Annotated in this window: 16 protein-coding genes; all 16 read right to left on the bottom strand. The window is 66.5% G+C overall.

Features of this window, described 5'->3' with window-relative positions:
* Positions 1–32 precede the first annotated feature (32 nt).
* A complete protein-coding gene (locus AU188_RS09810) occupies positions 33–1,175 on the bottom strand; it encodes a M24 family metallopeptidase (RefSeq protein WP_059163540.1) in 1,143 nt (380 codons plus the stop codon).
* Entirely contained in the window at positions 1,175–2,350 is a 1,176-nt protein-coding gene (locus tag AU188_RS09805) for a M24 family metallopeptidase (protein WP_502687604.1), read from the bottom strand. Before AU188_RS09805 ends, AU188_RS09810 begins: the two co-directional genes overlap by 1 nt.
* Positions 2,351–2,418: 68 nt before the next feature.
* On the bottom strand, positions 2,419–3,615 hold the full coding sequence (locus AU188_RS09800) for an amidohydrolase family protein (RefSeq protein WP_059163539.1): 1,197 nt from the start codon (positions 3,613–3,615) through the stop codon (positions 2,419–2,421).
* Positions 3,616–3,653: 38 nt separating this feature from the next.
* Positions 3,654–4,892: a cytochrome P450 gene (locus tag AU188_RS09795; RefSeq protein WP_059163538.1), complete on the bottom strand. Its 1,239-nt coding sequence runs from the start codon at positions 4,890–4,892 to the stop codon at positions 3,654–3,656.
* A gap of 11 nt (positions 4,893–4,903) precedes the next feature.
* The gene (locus AU188_RS09790; protein WP_059163537.1) at positions 4,904–5,098 is read right to left on the bottom strand and encodes a ferredoxin; all 195 of its coding nucleotides are present in this window, start codon (positions 5,096–5,098) and stop codon (positions 4,904–4,906) included.
* A gap of 1 nt (position 5,099) precedes the next feature.
* Positions 5,100–5,810: a TetR/AcrR family transcriptional regulator gene (locus AU188_RS09785; protein WP_082686565.1), complete on the bottom strand. Its 711-nt coding sequence runs from the start codon at positions 5,808–5,810 to the stop codon at positions 5,100–5,102.
* Entirely contained in the window at positions 5,807–6,616 is an 810-nt protein-coding gene (locus AU188_RS09780) for an SDR family NAD(P)-dependent oxidoreductase (RefSeq protein WP_059163536.1), read from the bottom strand. Before AU188_RS09780 ends, AU188_RS09785 begins: the two co-directional genes overlap by 4 nt.
* Positions 6,613–7,467: an alpha/beta fold hydrolase gene (locus tag AU188_RS09775; protein ID WP_059163535.1), complete on the bottom strand. Its 855-nt coding sequence runs from the start codon at positions 7,465–7,467 to the stop codon at positions 6,613–6,615. Before AU188_RS09775 ends, AU188_RS09780 begins: the two co-directional genes overlap by 4 nt.
* A complete protein-coding gene (locus AU188_RS09770) occupies positions 7,464–8,054 on the bottom strand; it encodes an NADPH-dependent FMN reductase (RefSeq protein ID WP_059163534.1) in 591 nt (196 codons plus the stop codon). The genes AU188_RS09775 and AU188_RS09770 overlap by 4 nt, the downstream gene beginning before the upstream one ends.
* A 10-nt stretch (positions 8,055–8,064) precedes the next feature.
* On the bottom strand, positions 8,065–9,051 hold the full coding sequence (locus AU188_RS09765; RefSeq protein ID WP_156426639.1) for a cyclase family protein: 987 nt from the start codon (positions 9,049–9,051) through the stop codon (positions 8,065–8,067).
* Between the two features lie 27 nt (positions 9,052–9,078).
* The gene (locus tag AU188_RS09760; protein ID WP_059163532.1) at positions 9,079–9,897 is read right to left on the bottom strand and encodes a coniferyl-alcohol dehydrogenase; all 819 of its coding nucleotides are present in this window, start codon (positions 9,895–9,897) and stop codon (positions 9,079–9,081) included.
* A 42-nt stretch (positions 9,898–9,939) separates the two neighbouring features.
* Positions 9,940–11,280, bottom strand: a complete 1,341-nt coding sequence (locus AU188_RS09755) for an LLM class flavin-dependent oxidoreductase (protein WP_059163531.1) — start codon at positions 11,278–11,280, stop codon at positions 9,940–9,942.
* Positions 11,277–13,046 (bottom strand): FAD-binding protein, encoded by a 1,770-nt coding sequence (locus AU188_RS09750; protein WP_059163530.1) that lies wholly within the window; start codon positions 13,044–13,046, stop codon positions 11,277–11,279. The genes AU188_RS09755 and AU188_RS09750 overlap by 4 nt, the downstream gene beginning before the upstream one ends.
* Entirely contained in the window at positions 13,039–13,983 is a 945-nt protein-coding gene (locus AU188_RS09745; RefSeq protein ID WP_082686590.1) for a 3-carboxyethylcatechol 2,3-dioxygenase, read from the bottom strand. Before AU188_RS09745 ends, AU188_RS09750 begins: the two co-directional genes overlap by 8 nt.
* Complete coding sequence (locus AU188_RS09740) at positions 13,907–15,586, bottom strand: bifunctional 3-(3-hydroxy-phenyl)propionate/3-hydroxycinnamic acid hydroxylase (RefSeq protein WP_059163529.1); 1,680 nt, start codon at positions 15,584–15,586, stop codon at positions 13,907–13,909. Before AU188_RS09740 ends, AU188_RS09745 begins: the two co-directional genes overlap by 77 nt.
* On the bottom strand, positions 15,586–16,455 hold the full coding sequence (locus tag AU188_RS09735) for an alpha/beta fold hydrolase (protein WP_502687601.1): 870 nt from the start codon (positions 16,453–16,455) through the stop codon (positions 15,586–15,588). Before AU188_RS09735 ends, AU188_RS09740 begins: the two co-directional genes overlap by 1 nt.
* Positions 16,456–16,462 lie beyond the last annotated feature (7 nt).

The following is a 16,462-nucleotide window of genomic DNA, read 5'->3' as shown; positions in this document are numbered from 1 at the left end:
CGCTCGCGGGGAGAAGGAGAAGCAGTCATTGGTCAACCGATTCCGACGCCCGCACCACTCCAGAACGCGCTGGAGGTCAACACCTCGCCCCCGTCGGCGGTGATGTGCACGGCCTCGCGACCGAAGACCGCGCCGACACCCTGCTGCCAGACGTAGCCGGTGACCGCGAGCACCATGCCGGGCTCGAGCACCTCCTCGGCCGCCGTCGCCCGCAAGGCTGGGGTGACGACCGGTGAATCGAGACCGAGACCGAGGCCGTGGGCGACGGGCATGGCGGGCAGCGGCTCGCCAGCCGCCTCATACGCAGCGAGCAGGTCGCTGGCCGGATATCCCGGACGGCAGGCCGCTAGCAGCCTGTCCCACAACCTGTTCCACCGGTCGTAGAGTTCCGGCACCGCTGATCCGTCGACGTCACCGACCGGCCAGGTGCGACCGACCTCGCCGACATAACCGTCGGCCAATGCGCCCGCCGAGAATGCGACCAGGTCGCCGTTCTCGATGCGGCCGTCGCCGCGGGCGCGCCGCCACGGATGCTCCTTGCTGGTCGCCCACGCACCGTCCTGGGTGGCGGGCGTGGTGACGCCGCCGGCCGCCATCGCTTCCATCAGCGCCCCGGTCAACGCCTGCTCGGTGACACCGGGTGACAACTCCGCTCGGGCCGCCTCGAGCGCCGCCTCGGCCACTGCCAGCGCGCCGCGCAGCACCGCGATCTCCTCGGCCGTTTTGATCCGGCGGGCAGCCCGCAGCGCGGGTTCGGCGTCGACCAGTTCGGCGTTCGGGAATGCCATCGGCAGAAGTTGGGCGAATGTCGGTGTCAGCGAGTCGGTTCCGACTCGTTTGACGGTGGCAGCGCCGGGCAGCGCCTTGAGCACCTCGACAAGTGTCATGGGGTTCCACGCCAACCCGTAGAGGTGGTCGTGCGGGATCTCGTCGGGGATGCCCTCGTCCCAAGTGCTGTTGAGGTAAATCTCTCCGGTCGACCGCACGACCTCGCAGATCGGCCCGAAGGGACGGGTGCCCGCGACCCAGAGCTGCGGCGCACCGGTCACGTATCGGACGTTGGCCTGGCGGCCCAACACCAGAATGTCGATGTCGCGGTCCGCCATCTCGGCCAGCGCGCGTTCGCGGCGGCCCCTTCGCAGATCGGCTGCATCGGGGAGGATTTGGAGTGCCATCAGATCCCTCCGTAGGGTGCGTAGGGATAGTCCGTGATCGATTGGTAGCCGTCGTCGGTGATCACCACGATCTCCTCGCTTCGATAACCACCGGTACCGTCCTCCCACACCACCGGTTCCAGCACCAGCAGCATCCCGGTCGGAAACACGAAGTTGTCGTCGAACTCCTCGCCGAGATCGGTTCCGATCATCGGCATTTCAGCCGCATTGGTGCCGATTCCGTGGCCGAGGTAGAAGTGGGGCAGCCACGGCTTGTCGCCTCCGTTGGCGGCAATGGCCGCGCGAGCCAGGTCACCGGACGTCGCACCGGCTTTGGTGACCGCCAGCACCGCGGACAGGATCTCCCGCCACTTCTCGAACTGCGCCTGCTGGCGGTCCGACGGCTCCTCCCCGACCAGCCAGGTGCGGCCGAAGTCCGAGCAATAACCCGTGTAGGTGATGCTGACGTCGGTCCACAACACGTCCCCGCGTTCGAGTTCGCGTTCGGTGGTCAGCAGCGGCAGCGCGAGGTCACCGGTGGTGGTCCAGACAGACCCGCTGGTCTTGGTCGTCGGCATCACCTGCCAGATGGCCTCGAGCATGTTAGCCGTCGCCCCGAGTTCGAACGCCCGACGGACGAACGCCGCCGAAAGGTCGACCTGGCGAACCCCGGGCGCGAGCGCCTTCTGCACATCCACCATGGCTTCTTCGGTGATGCGGCAGGCGTTGCGGACGCACGAGACCTGGTCGGGCGTCTTGACCAACTTGGCGGGTCCCACGACTTGTGCGGCGTCCGACGGTGGACCGGAGGGGAACAGCCTGCTCGACGCGCGGCGCATCGCACCGGTCAACTCGTCGACCGCGACGGTGCCGCCGACGGGCACGAGGTCGGCCAGCACCTTCGCGAATTGAGCGACGCCCTCGTCGAATTCGAGGTACAGCGGGCCGTGCACGTGATCGGCCGGCACCTCGCACTGTGAGGCCGATCCCTCGCGCAGCGGCATGAACAGATGCGGGTGCGGGTCGTCGGCGAGCACGATCGCCACCGGCCGTTCGACGTGGGACAGCCCGGCGTCGAGCAGCGGCCAGCTGACACCCGTCGCGTATACGACGTTGCCGTTGCCGATGAGAACGAGTGCGTCGACGCCCTTTTCGGTCATCGAGTCGCGCAGCCGGGCCCCGCATTCGCGGTACATCCGGGCGCGGTCCGGCAGTTCGGGTATGTCGAAGGATGTGCTGAGCGACGCCGCCGCAGACACCACGGTCACGAGATCCCCAGGAAGTTCTTGATGTTGGTGCTGACGATCTTGGTGGCGTCTTCGGGTCCGACCGCGTCGACGACGGTTTTCAGCGATTTCTCCGAGTACCCGAACGTGGATTCGTTGTGCGGGTAGTCCGATGACCACATGACGTTGTCCACGCCGATCTTGTCGATTAGCTCCAACCCGAGCGGATCGACCATGAACGACGCGCTCATGTGGTTGTCCCAGTAGTGCCGGACGGGGTGTTCGAGTTGGTGGTTGAACATGTGCCGGTAGGAGGCGAACATATGCTCGGCGTCCTGAAGTGCCGTCGGCACCCAGGCGATACCGCCCTCGAACCACCCGATCTTGAGCTTCGGATGACGGTCGAGGATGCCGGAGAACACGTACTTGGCGAACTGTTCGCGGAACGAGTCGACGTTGACCATCATGCCGACCACCACGCTGTTGTGTTGGCACGGCGTCTTGGGCGGCGTCTCCCCGATGTGGTGGCTGACCGGCACACCGGCCTCCTCGATTTCGTCCCACACCGCGTCCATGTCGGTGCTGCCGTAGTCGTAGATGTTGCCCTCGTCGTCTTTGCCCGGGTTCAACGGCAGCAGGAACGTCCGCAGGCCCAGCGATTTCAGCTCCTCGAGCGTGCTGCGGGTGCCCTTGGGGTCCCACCAGTTGATCAGTCCGACGCCGAAGAAGTGGCCCTTGCTGCGCTCCTGCAGATCGGCGATGTGCTCGTTGTAGATCCGGAACACGCGCTCGCGCAAGGCCTTATCGGGGTAGTGGAACAGCGCAAGCACGGCGTTGGGAAAGGCCAACTCCTTGTCGATGCCGTCCTCTTTGAGCTCCCGGACACGGGCCTCGATGTTGTTGGACGCGGCGCCGGCCAGGTCGTCGTACTGCATCAGCACCCGGCCGAAATCGCCGCCGGTCCAGGCCTTGCCCTTCATGCCGACCATGTAGGCGCCGTCCTCGTACCAGATACGCGGCGCGGCGCCCTTGAGCTCCTCGGGGAAGCGTTCGTAGAAGATGTCGTCGGCGACCGAGATGTGGTTGTCGGCAGAGAAGATCTCGGTGCCCTCAGGAAATCCGGTTACGCCTTCCTCTATCGCGTGGCCCTTTCGGTGCTTGGGGGCACCGAACCCCTCGGGAGGATAAAGAGTGGTGCTCAGGGGGCGGGCGGGAGTCGTTGAATGTGCTGACATCGTTGACACTCCAATCGGGCTGTGAAAAAAGGGCCTGGCTACCAGGTCACCGGAAGCTCGTAGACGCCGTAGGCGAGGCGGTCGTGTTTGAACGGCACCTCGTCGATCGGGACGGCCAGGCGCAGTGTCGGGATGCGCCGCAGCAGGGTGCGGAACACGATCTGCAACTCGGCGCGGGCGAGCTGCTGCCCGACGCACTGATGCCTGCCGTAGCCGAAGCCCAGCTGCTGGCCGGCGTCGCGGCCGAGGTCGAGCTTTTCGGGTTCGGGGTAGGCGCCGGCATCCCAGTTCGCCGGGGCCAGGTCGAGGATGATGCCCTCACCCGCTCGGATGGTCTCGCCCGCGATCTCGATGTCCTCGACGGCCACGCGGCGCTGGCCGTTCTGGATGATCGACAGGTAGCGCATCAGCTCCTCGACGGCGTTGGCGATGAATTTCGGGTCGTCCGAATCCCGCAGCAGCGCAGCCTGGTCGGGGTTCTCCAGCAACGCCAGCACCCCGATGCCGATCATGTTCGCCGTGGTCTCGTGGCCCGCGATCAGCAGCCCGGTACCCAGCTGCGCGGCTTCCTTGACGCTGATCTCGCCGGCGTTGACGCGCTCGGCGAGGTCGGACACCGCGTCTTCGGACGGATTCTCCATCTTTGCCTTGACCAGATCGCTCAGGTATTTCGCCAGGCTCATCGCGCCCTTCTGGCCGTCCTCGGCGGAGGCGTAGCGGGCCAGGCCGACGTTGGCATGGTGCTGGAAGAACTCGTGGTCTTCGTAAGGCACGCCGAGCATCTCGCTGATCACCCGCGTGGGCACCGGCAGCGCCAGTCCGGTGACGATGTCGGCGGGTTGCGGGCCGGCGAGGATGTTGTCGATGCACTCGTCGGTCACCTGCTGGATGGCCGGTCGCAGACCCTCCACCCGTTTGAAGGTGAACGGCTTGGACAGCATCCGGCGGAACCGCGTGTGCTCCTCGGCATCGGAGGTGAACACCGAGCGCGGCCGCTTGTGCACGGTGGACAGCATGTGTTCATTCCAGTGCGGGAACCCTTCGCGGCGGTCGTCGACGCTCACCCGCGGATCGGCGAACAGTTCGCGCGCCACCGCGTGACCGGTGATCAGCCAGGGGGTGCTGCCGTCCCAGATCCGCACCCGCGACAGCGGTTTGGCCTCGCCCATCTTGAGCATCTGGGGCGGCGGCGCGAACGGGCAGCGGGCGTCGCGCTCCATCGGGTACTCGGGGATGTCCGCGGACACGTCTGGGGTTCCGGTCAAGGTGTCGGACATGGGTGTCTTTCTCACTCCTCGATGTGGATGGCGAGTGCGGGGCAGGCCGCGGCCGCCTTGCGGACGTTCTCGGCCTGGATGCCCGAGGGGCTGTCGTCGAGCAGGACCACGACGCCGTCGTCGTCGCGTTGGTCGAAGGTGTCGCTCGCGTTGAGCACGCATTGCCCGGAGGACACGCATTTGTCTTGGTCGACAGCGACTTTCATCTCAGGGCTGCTCCGTGATCGGCGCCCGCCACAACCCGACGATCGCGTCGATGAGCCCCGATGCCACCGAACTCCACGTGGATCTGGGCATGTCGGCGCCCTCGGCGAAGGCGCGTTCGAAGTCGGCGCAGGTGTGCATCATCAGGTTGCGCACCATGATGTTGCGCTCGACGACAACCGGCATGGGCAGGTCGGGCAGGCAGCGGGTGATGCCGTCGACGACCTGCAGCAGTGACGGTGAGGCCAGCGCGTCCTTGACGACGATCTTCTGGTAGGCGGGGTCGGCCAGCGCCTGCGCGGCGAACCGCGCGTACCACGTCGGGTTCCCGAGCTGATCCAGGTGTTCGGTGAGCGAGCAGACCATGCACGCAATCCAGTCGCGCAGTTCGGTCGAGTCCCCGATCCCGGCGACCATGCGGGTGAGCAACCGCTCGATCGAGACGCGGTGCTTCTGCTCGATCGCCCGCACCAGGTCCGACTTGGTGCCGAAGTGGTATCCCACCGCGGCGTTGTTGCCTTGGCCGGCGGCCTCGCTGACCTGGCGGTTCGATACCGCGTACACACCGTGTTCGGCGAACAGCCGCTCGGCGGCGGCCAGGATGGCTTCGCGGGTGATGCTGGCTCGCTCGGTGCGCACACTTCTGGCGGTGGTCACGGTCACAGTCAACCGCCGCCAGCCGGTTAAGTCAAGCGACTGATTTAAAGCGGTCATGGTTTTGGCTTGCGCACGATCACCTTGCCCGCGCTGGTACCGCCGTCGATCGGCAGCACCGTTCCGGTGACATACCGCGATCGGTCGGCGGCGAAGTAGAGGGCGGCCTCTGCGACGTCGTCGACGGTCCCTTCCCGCTTCAACGGCCGATCGTTGCGCATCTGCGCGCGGATCTTCTCCTCGAACTCCGCCAGTCGCTGAAGGTCCTCTCCCACCGCCGATTTGCGCACGATCGCGGTCCGGATGTTGCCGGGCGCGAGCGCGTTGACGCGAATCTCGTAGTGCGCCAGGTCGATCGCCGCCGACTTGGTGAACTGGATGACGGCCGCCTTGGATGCGCGGTACGTCATCACCCCACCACCGGCCTGGATGCCGCCGATTGATGTCAGGTTGATGATCGACCCGCCACCGTGTCGGGACATGTGCCGGGCGGCGTCACGGGTACCCGCCATCACCGCGAGCACGTTGATCGCCATCACTTGATGGAAGTCCGCGAGATCGTCGTCGAGGAACTTCGGGAACATCTTGCCCGACACGCCGGCGTTGTTGACCATCACATGCAGACCATCGAACTCCTCGACGGCCGTCGTGACCAATCGGGTGACCTGATCGACCTCTGCCACATCGGTTTCGATGAACCGGATCTGGTCCCCGAGATCCGCGACGAGTTGTGCACCTCCGTCGCGGTCGATGTCGCCGACGACCACCTTGGCGCCCTCGGCACAGAATCGTCGCACCAGGCCCTCGCCCAGTCCGGAGGCACCGCCGGTGACGACCGCAACCTTGCCTTCCAGTTCGCCGGTCATGTCGCCACCCCTTCGTGTATCTCGGCGAAGAAGCCGAGCAGCAGTTCGTTGACCGCGTCGGGTTGCTCGATCTGCGGACAGTGACCCGCGTTCTCGATCACCGCCGAACGGCCACCTGATATCTGGGCCGCTATCTCGGCCGCCCAGCCTTCCGGGAGCAGCTTGTCGCCGCCGCCCTCGACGACAAGCGTCGGCACGTCTATGCGCTCGTAGGCCCGCTCGCTCGACGGCAACGGCGGCGCGTCCAGGCCGGGACGCCGAAACCGCGCCGCGGCCAACGCTTCCCACGCGCCGGGCGCGATGCTGGCGTCGTAGCGCCTCCGCACGTATGCCTCGTCGGCAGGATAGGACGCGTCGTAGAAGAGCGCCTCGACGATCCGGCGCATCCCGGCGAGTGTCGCGTCGTAGTCGTAGAGGGCGGCCGAATGCTCGTTGCGCTGGATCTCACCGCCGCCGCAGATGGTCACCAGGCTGCGCGCCGGCAGCACCGGCGATTCAGAGGTGGCATCGACGAACAGGTTCACCGCACCCATCGAATTGCCCACAAAGTGCGCGGTTTCGACACCGACGACGTCACAGAACCGCGCGATGTGCCGGATCCGCATGCCCCGGCCGTCATTGAAGTCGACGACCTTCGCCGAGTCCCCGAAGCCGAGCATGTCGAGGGCCAGCACGCGGTAGCGCTCGGCCAGCGCGGCGATGTTGCGCTCCCAGCCGATTTCGGCGCCCGCCCCGAACTCACCGCCGTGCAGCAGCACCACCGGATCGCCTTGTCCCGCTTCGAGATAGCCCGTGACGAGCCCGTCGACCAGGACGGACTTGCGTTCCGCAGAACCGCCGGAAGTACTCATGCGGGCTCCCGGGCGGCGCTGGCGAAAGAGAGTAATTGGGTGGCGAGCAGGTCCAGCTGGTTACGGGTGGCGTCGTGCACCAACCGCCCGTCCACGTCCCAGATCCGGTCGGCGGAGTTGATCGCCACCCCGAGCGGGGTCGGCCATGCACGCAGCGCGTGACCGATCGAGCGCAACTGCCCGAGCGTGCCGACCGCCGCTTGCCAGCCGTAGGCACAACTGATGCACCCCCACGGCGTGTTGTCCAGGTATACGCGGGGGTCCTCGCGAAGGTCCTCGATGTAGTCGAGCGCGTTCTTGACCAACCCGGAGATCGCCCCGTGGTAGCCGGGCGAACCGACGACGACGGCATCGGCGTCACGCAGCGCACCGACCAATTCGAGGGCCTTTGGCGTGCGCTCGAGTTCGTGCGGGGCGTACATCGGCAGGTTGAGGTCTTCACCGGAGAACAGCCGCGTCCGCCCGCCCTGCTGTTCGACCGACGCCAAGCAGCAGCGCAACGCTCGCTCGGTCGACGAGTTGGCCCGCAGGGTGCCGCCGAGTCCGACGACGAACGGCAAGCTCCCGGTCGCGGTGTGTGCACTCATGTTTCACCTACTACTTGATCGCGATCGGACTGACGGGAGCGCCCACCGCGCCAACGACTTTCAGCGGCGGCGCGATCAGCTGGAACTCGTAGACGCCGTCGGCGGTGCAGTCGGCGGCCAGGCCGGTGAGGTCCCAGTACTCACCGAACATCAGGCCCATGTCACGCAGGCAGACCATGTGCATCGGCAGGAACGTGCCCTCGACTCCGTTGGCGGGGTCGGGATCCTCGACCATCAAGTTGTCGGCGGCGAGCGCCGCGACATCGTGGTCGTGCAACCAGGAGGCGCATGTCCAGTGCAGCCCGGAACCGGGTTCTGCGCCGTCGCCGGTGGACAGGAACCTGGTCCACCATCCGGTGTGTACGACGACGATGTCGCCGGGGGTGATCGTGACCCCTTGCGCCTTGGCGATGTCATCGAGTTCGCCTGGTGTGACCGGGTTTCCGGGCTCCAGGAATACCTCGGCTCCGCGATGCTTCACCACGTCGAGCAGAACCCCGCGGGAGGTGATTCCCTTGACGCCGACCTTGTCGATCCCGCAGTGGAAGGCGCCGAAGCTGGTCACGGAGTCCGCGGGAAAGCCGTTGTAGAGCTTGTCCTCGTAGTAGACGTGTGAAAGCGCGTCCCATTGCGTGGCCGCCTGCAACGGCATCACGATCATGTCGTCGTTGAAGCGGAACGGGTTGTCCACAAAGAACTCGCCGACCTGATGCGCCACCGAGTTCCGCAGCCACTGCGGACCGTACCGCGCCAGCGTGTTCGCGTCCCCGCCGTCGACCGTCATCACGTGGGTGGGGTTGGGCCGGAACTGAAACGCTCCCTGCGGACCGTTCGACCCGAAGTCTCCGCCCAGCGGAATCACCGTGCCCTTCTTGACCAGCGACGCCGCCTCGGCCACCTTCTCGGGCGTGATGAGGTTGAGGGTGCCGAGCTCGTCGTCCTCCCCCCAGCGGCCCCAGTTACGCACGTCGTCGGCGACGCGGCGGAAGTCGCTCATCGAAGAAGTCTCAGCCATTCTCGCCTCTCATCGTCGCTGCACCGATCCCGCGAGGTCCGTCTCCCCCATCGTGCCGCCGTCCACCCAGATCACCTGTCCGGTGAGGTAACTGGCTGCCCTGCTGTTCAAGAAGGTCAGGACACTGGCCTGTTCCTCGGGTACTGCGGCGCGGCCCAGCGGAGTGCGGAAGGAGTCGAGGAACCCCTGGCCGTACGCATTGCGCAACTGGTCGAGGATGGGTGTGTCGGTCACCCCCGGGGCGGTGCAGTTGATCCGGATCCCCTTGGCGCCCAACGCGGCGACGTGGGCCATGCCGTAGAGGATGATCGCCTCCTTGGACAACCGGTAACCGCCGCCGTCGGCCAGTGCCTCGGGATTGCGTTTACACCATTCGATTCCCGCGTCGACCGAATCCGTGTCGACCAGGCCGACGGTGACCGGCGCGTTCTCCCGGTAGGCCGAGGCAGCCAGCGATGACACGTTCGCGATCGCCGAACCGGGCGGCATTTTCGGTATCAGCGCCTCGGTGAACCGCCGGGTGCCGAGGAAGTTGACCGCCACGACGCGCAGCGGATCTTTGATTCCCGACGACACCCCGGCGACGTTGAACAGCGCATCGACCCGGTCCCCGATCTCCTCGACCGCCCGGTCGACCGACGCCGCATCCGACAGGTCCAGTCCGATGAACTCGCCGACGGCCTCGGCGGGCGGTTTGATGTCGAGTCCGATCACCTCGGCGCCGAGATCGGCGACCTGCCGGGCGACGTGGGCACCGATACCCGACGCGCATCCGGTGACGACGACGCGGCGCCCGTCATAGCGCCACAGTTCGTCAGTACGGCTCATGTCGCGTCGATGGTGTCTATTTGCTGCCCCTCGCGTCGCCGTTCACGGCGTGCTCCTCACGTCCGCGTCCGGGTTGCGGCTGGTCCAGCCTTCTCCTGACTTGAGTTTCGCTGCAGCCGCCTCGATGCCGGCGTTCATCTCGTCCATCGCCAGGGAGACTTCGTTGGCCGTGTAGTTCTGGCGGCCGGTGGGCAGGCCGCCGAATGCGTAGCTCTCGTCGAAGAGGGGCGCTTGCGATGCCGGCCGGCGCGCCTCCACCTTCTCAATGATCGGCTCGAGACGCTTGGCCTTCTCCGCCCGGGCCTTCTCGTCGCGCTCGATGAACTCGGGCAGCACCTCTTTGCCCACCAGCTCGATGGATTCCATCGTCTCGTCGTGGCGGCGGGGCGTCAGCAGCAGGATCAGCTCGTCGACGCCGCTTTCCTCATAGCCGCGCAGGAAGTTTCGCACGGTCTCGGGACTGCCGATCGGCCCGCGGTCGGGTCCGTAGACGATGCTCGGGTCCTTCTCGATCTCCTCGAGGTGGCGCTTCCATACTCCGGTCCGGCCCGGGGTGTGCATGCCGGTCATGTAGTAGTGCATGATGCCGAACGCGAAGAAGCCGCCGCCCTTGCCGAGCCGTTCGATGGCCTGTTCGTCGGTGGGCGCCACCATCATCGACAGGTCCCCGCCGATCGCCAGGATGTTCGGGTTCATCTGGGGCGTGACGGGGGCGCCGTTCTCCTCGAACTCCTTGTAGTAGCCGTTCACCCGCTCGGTCAGCGGACCGGGTCCGGTGTAGGCGAAACTCAATGCGCCGAGGCCTTTTTGCGCAGCCATGGCGACCGAGGCCGGCCGCGTACAGGCCACCCACACGGGCGGGTGCGGCTTCTGCAGCGGTTTGGGCACGACGTTGCGTGGCGGCATCTCGATGTGCTGTCCCTTGAACCCGCTGAACGGCTCCTCGGTCATGCAGCGGATCGAAACCTCCAGCGCCTCTTCCCACATCGCGCGCTTGTCGGCAGGGTCGACGCCGAAGCCCCCCAGTTCGCCGACCGACGACGACTCGCCGGTGCCGAACTCCACGCGGCCGTTGGAGATCAGGTCGAGTGTCGAGATTCGCTCGGCGACGCGGGCGGGGTGATTGACCACCGGTGGCAGGTGCATGATGCCGAATCCGAGGCGGATGTTCTCGGTCCGTTGGCTGGCCGCGGACAGGAAGATCTCCGGTGCGGTGGAGTGGCAGTACTCCTCGAGGAAGTGGTGCTCGGTCAGCCACACCGTCGAGAAACCAGCCTTGTCCGCCAGCTCGACCTCATCGAGACCGTCCTGGAAAAGCTTGTGCTCGTCGTCTTCGCTCCACGGCCGAGGCAGCGGGAATTCGTAGAACAGCGAGATCTTCATTTGGTTACCTTCCGATGTGTATCGAGTGTCGAATCGGTACTGGGGCCGGCCGGGGCGTCGGAGTCGGACAGCTGCTCGGCGATGTGCTTGGCCGCGACATAGCCGAAGGTCATGGCGGGGCCAATGGTCGCACCGGCACCCGCATAGCTGCGGCCCATCACCGCAGCCGACGTATTGCCGACTGCGTAAAGGTGTTTGACGGTACTATCGTCGGCGCGTAGCACCCTGGCGTGCTCGTCGGTGCGCAGCCCGCCGGAGGTGCCGAGGTCGCCGAGGATGATCTGGAACGCGTAGTACGGCGGCTTGCCCAGCGGCTGCAGATTCGGGTTCGCCAGCGTCGGGTCGCCGTAGTAGTTGTCATAGGCGGAGTCGCCGCGGTTGAAGTCGTCGTCGTGGCCGTTGCGCGCCAGTTCGTTGAACCGCTCGGCGGTCTGGCGGAGTTGCGCCGGCGGGACACCGATCTTGCTCGCGAGCTCCTCGAAGCTGCCGCCCTCCTGCACGACACCGGACTCCAGCCACGCCTTGGGTACCTTGCGGCCGGTGGGCACGGGCGCGAACGGCACCTTGGGAATCGGGAGGTGCCCGGCGACCACATAGCGGTGGAACGACCGGATGTCGGTGATCAACCAGCACGGAATGTGCGTGACCCCGCCGTTCTGTCCTTCGATCATCGCGTGGGCGAAGTCCATGTAGGGCGCAGCCTCGTTGATGAACCGCTTGCCCTCGCCGTTGACGACGAACTGCGACGGCATCATGCGTTCGTTGAGCATGAACTGCAACCGGCCGTCCGGCCAGCAGATCGCCGGGAACCACCACGCCTCGTCGAGCAGATCGGTTGAGCCGCCCACCTTCTCCCCGGCCCGGATCGCATCACCCATCGCGGCCGGATTGCCGAAGCTCCAGTCCTTTTCCAGCACCGGCAGATGCTGTCGGCGCCATTCCATGTCGTGGTCGAACCCGCCCGCGGCCAGGATCACGCCGTGGCGGGCCCCGATGCGCTGCTGATGTCCGTCACGCTCGACCACCGCGCCGGTCACGGTCCCGTCCACGTCGGTGATCAATTCGATCATCGGACAGTCGAGCCACAGCGGGATGTCCTGCTGCCGCAGCGCCAGCCGCATCCGGGCCGCCAGCGACTGGCCGATGGCCGCCATCCGGTCGCCGAACACCCGCGCCCGAAACATCCGCCAGATCAACTTGACCAGCACGGCTTTGCCCCGCCAGTTCTGGCGGACTTGATAGAACAGCCGAAGATCCTTTGGCGCGAACCAGATTCCCTTCGGCGCCATCGCGAGCGGCTGCAGCAGGTGCTGCTCCTCGTCACCCAGCTTGCGCAGGTCGATGGCGGGCACGTTGATCGTGCTGCCCTGCTCGGAGCCGCCCGGCAGTTCCGGGTAGTAGTCGGCATAGCCGGGCTTCCAGACGAATTCGAACCACGGGCTGAGCTTTTCCAGGAACTCCATCATCTCCGGCGCGGTGTCGACGTACTGGCGCAGCCGCGCGTCGCTGACCAGCCCGCCGGTGATCCGGCGTAGGTACTCGACGACACCGTCGCGGTCCGGGACGTAACCCGCCTTGCGCTGCGCCGGTGCGCCGGGCACCCAGATGCCGCCGCCGGACAACGCGGTGGAGCCACCGAAGTGCGCCGCCTTCTCGACCACAAGCGTGTCGAGGCCGAACGCGTCGGCGGTCAGTGCCGCGGTCATCCCCCCGCCGCCGGAGCCGACGACGAGGACGTCGACGACGTGGTCGAAGTGCTCAGACATCCAGTACCGCCGTCCTGATTGCGAATCCGGCGATCAACTCCGGCGCCGCCCGGTAGAACCGCTGCTCGGTCCGGTACCGGCCGTGCGCGGCGAGTGCGGCGAACGCCGCGATCCACGTGCGGATTTCGTGCGCTGAATGGCCCGCCTCTCGCTCGATCCAGTCGTTCGACCAGCCGTCCACCTCGGCGAGTCGGTTGGCGTCGACCAACTCGAGAAACGCGGCGTCCCACTCGGGATTCAGCGGCTGCAACGGGCTGTCCCCGTGTGCGAACGCCTTGGCGGCGTCCATCACCGCGACCTGCCGGGCCTGCCGCTGCTCCGGTGTCATCGGCGTCCCGTGCACGATCCGTTCGAGTGCCGCGGCCGGGGCGGTGGCCAGCGTCGGCACCGGCGGATCGTGGGACAGCCCGCCGGATCCGAGGAGGAGCACTCGCTTGTCGAGGGCCGTAAGGAAGGTGCCGATCGCGGTGCCGAGCGCACGAACGCGGCGCACCGGCCCGAGTGGGGTGGCCACCGAGTTGATGAAGACGGGGATCATCGGACGCGCCGTTGCATCCCCGAACAGGTTCTGCAGCGGCTGGACCGTTCCGTGGTCGACGTCCATGCTGGCCGAGATCGCGACATCGATACCCGACTCGAGAACCGCTCGGGCGCAATCGGTCGCGAGGTCCGCGGGCACAGTCAGTGCACCGGCATGGGTGCCGTAGTCACCGACACCCTGAGCCGCCGTCCCGATGCAGAACGGCGGCATCGTCCGGTAGAAGAACCCGTTGTAGTGGTCCGGGGAGAAGACGACGACGAGTTCGGGGTCGTAATCGCAGACAAACCGGCGGGCCTCGGTCAGCGCGGATTCGATGTCGTCAAGGAGTCCCCGTGACGGTCCCGGAAGGTTCAGTAGCGGGCTGTGCGACATGCAGCACAGGGCCAGTGTGCCCATGAGAACCAGAGCCTCCTTCCTGGGTCAGGCAAAAGACGTCGAAGATCGACTCGCTGACTTCGGCGGCGCGCTGGGCGATACAGGCGCCGGCGATACAGCGGTCGGGGCGCAGAAACAGCACGGAGTCGGTGTAGATGTCGAACCACGATTTCAAGGCGCCGGTCTTGTCGCCGACGACCGTCACATCGGCGTCGTCGTGCCCCGGCCAGTGCAGCTGCGTCATCGGCCGCGCCTCGATGAATGTCGCGCCGAGCGCCTTCCACCTGTTGAAAGCCTTGTCGCCGAGGATCGCCCGCAGATTGTTGCTCCAGCACAGCACGGCGAAGCCGGGCCCCAGCACATCATCGAGCAGCACGTTCTGCTCGGCGCGCGTGTCGACACGAGGCTGGATGAACAGTGTGCCGGTGGGTGAATTGTCCTCGCCGGCATGGACTACCGCGCCTTCTCGGTAGCGGGGCATCGGCTTGAACCGCATCTCGAGGATGTAGCGCTTAAGTGTGGGCACGACCGACGCGGCATGGATGACGCGGTCGCGCAGGGCGGCGACCCGCCGATTCGTCGGCGAGATGACCCGGCCCACCAGCGTTGAGAGGTCGATCATCGCCCTGGCGTGCTTGCGGCGCTCGACGTCGTAGGTGTCCAACAGGGCGTCGTCGGCCTGCCCGGTCACTACCGCGGCGAGTTTCCAACCGAGGTTGGCCGCATCCCGGATGCCGCTGTTGTATCCCTGCCCCTGCCACACCGGCATCAGGTGGGCGGCGTCGCCGGCCAACAGCAGCCGGCCCTTGCGGAAGGAACTCGCGATGCGCGAATGATGCGTGTACACCCGGTGCCGGATCATATGGACCTGTTCCGGATGCGGGACCCGCTGCGCCAGCATCTTTTTGACGAACGCCGGATCATCGGCCTGTTCGTCGGTCTCCTCGGGGTGGATCATGAACTCGAAGCGGCGGATGCCGTGGGCGATCGAGATCGACACATAGGGCCGCACCGGATCCGCGCCGACTTCGCTGTTCGGATGGCCCAGCGGGTCGTTGGCGACGTCGATCACCAGCCAACGCGTCGACGACGTGGTGCCGTCGAACGAGACGCCCATCAAGCGCCGGGTCGCGCTGCGGCCCCCGTCGCAACCGACCACGTACCGAGCCGTGACGGGCGCCTGTCCGCCGGCGAACCGAACCACCACTGCGTCGTCGGTCTCGACACACGACTCCATGCGGTGCCCGAAGCGGACCTCGACATGGTCGAAACGGTCCAGGCCGCCGTACAACTCGGCGTCGACCATCGGTTGTACGAAGCCGTTGCGTTTGGGCCAACCGAACCGGGCATCCGGTGGCGCCATCTCGGCCAGCAGCCGCCGCTTGGCATCGAAGAACCGCAGGATCTGGTTGGGCACGGTGTGCGGCAGCACCTGCTCGACAAGTCCGATGGACTGGAATGTGCGCAGCGCCTCATCGTCGAGACCGACGCCGCGCGGGTAGTCGACCAGCGTATCGCGCTCCTCGACGACCAGCGTCGAAACACCATGCAGCCCAAGTATGTTGGCCAGCGTGAGGCCGGACGGGCCCGCGCCGACGATGAGGACATCCACTCGCTCCGCCATCACTTCCCCAACAGGAAGTCGAGGTGTAGGCGATTGAACGTCTTCGGGTCCTCGTACTGGGGCCAGTGACCGCAGCCCGGCATCACCTCGAAGCGGGCACCAGGGATCATGGAGGCGATCCGCCGGCCCTCTGCGACGTCTGCGGTGGGATCGTCACTGGTCCACACCACCAATGTCGGCGCGGTGATGGACCCGTACTCGTCCGGTCCCAGGAGATTGCGCTCACGGATCTCCGGATCCTGCAGCGCCATGATGTCGCGCATCGCCGACACGAAACCCGGTTGCCGGTACACCCGCTGGCGGCTCGCCACAATGTCGTCGTAATCCTTTGACTTGTCGGCCATCAACCATTTGATGCGCGCCTGGACGGTTTCCCAGGCCGGGTCCTCGGCAGCGGCCATCGACAAGGTGATGATCCGCTTCATCACCTCGGGATCGGCTTGCGAACCACCGGCGGTGTTGAGCACCAACCGATCCAGTCGCTCGGGATGGTCGACCGCCGCCCGGGCAGCGACCCAACCGCCGAGCGACTCGCCGCTGATATGGGCGCGCTGCGCCCCGACCGCGTCGAGGAACGCGATCAGATGGTCCACGTAGTGACGGACTTCCAGCGGATGACCGGGTTTGTCGGTGTAGCCGTGGCCGAGCATGTCGATGGACCAGACGGAGAAGTGTTCGGCGTGCGCTTCGAGGTTGCGCACATAGGCCTCGGCGTGCCCACCGGAGCCGTGCAGGAAAACGAGCACCGGCTTGTCGGTCTCACCGGCGTGCAGATAGCGGGTGCGGACTCCGCCGACATCGAGGTAGCCCTGCGAGAACGGGACGCCCTGAAGATCGCTCCAGACGCTCTCGAACTCGGCTTCGGACACGCTCACC

The organism is Mycobacterium sp. IS-3022, assembly GCF_001500065.1.
Taxonomy (GTDB): Bacteria; Actinomycetota; Actinomycetes; order Mycobacteriales; family Mycobacteriaceae; genus Mycobacterium.
This window is presented reverse-complemented; position numbering and strand designations above follow the sequence as displayed.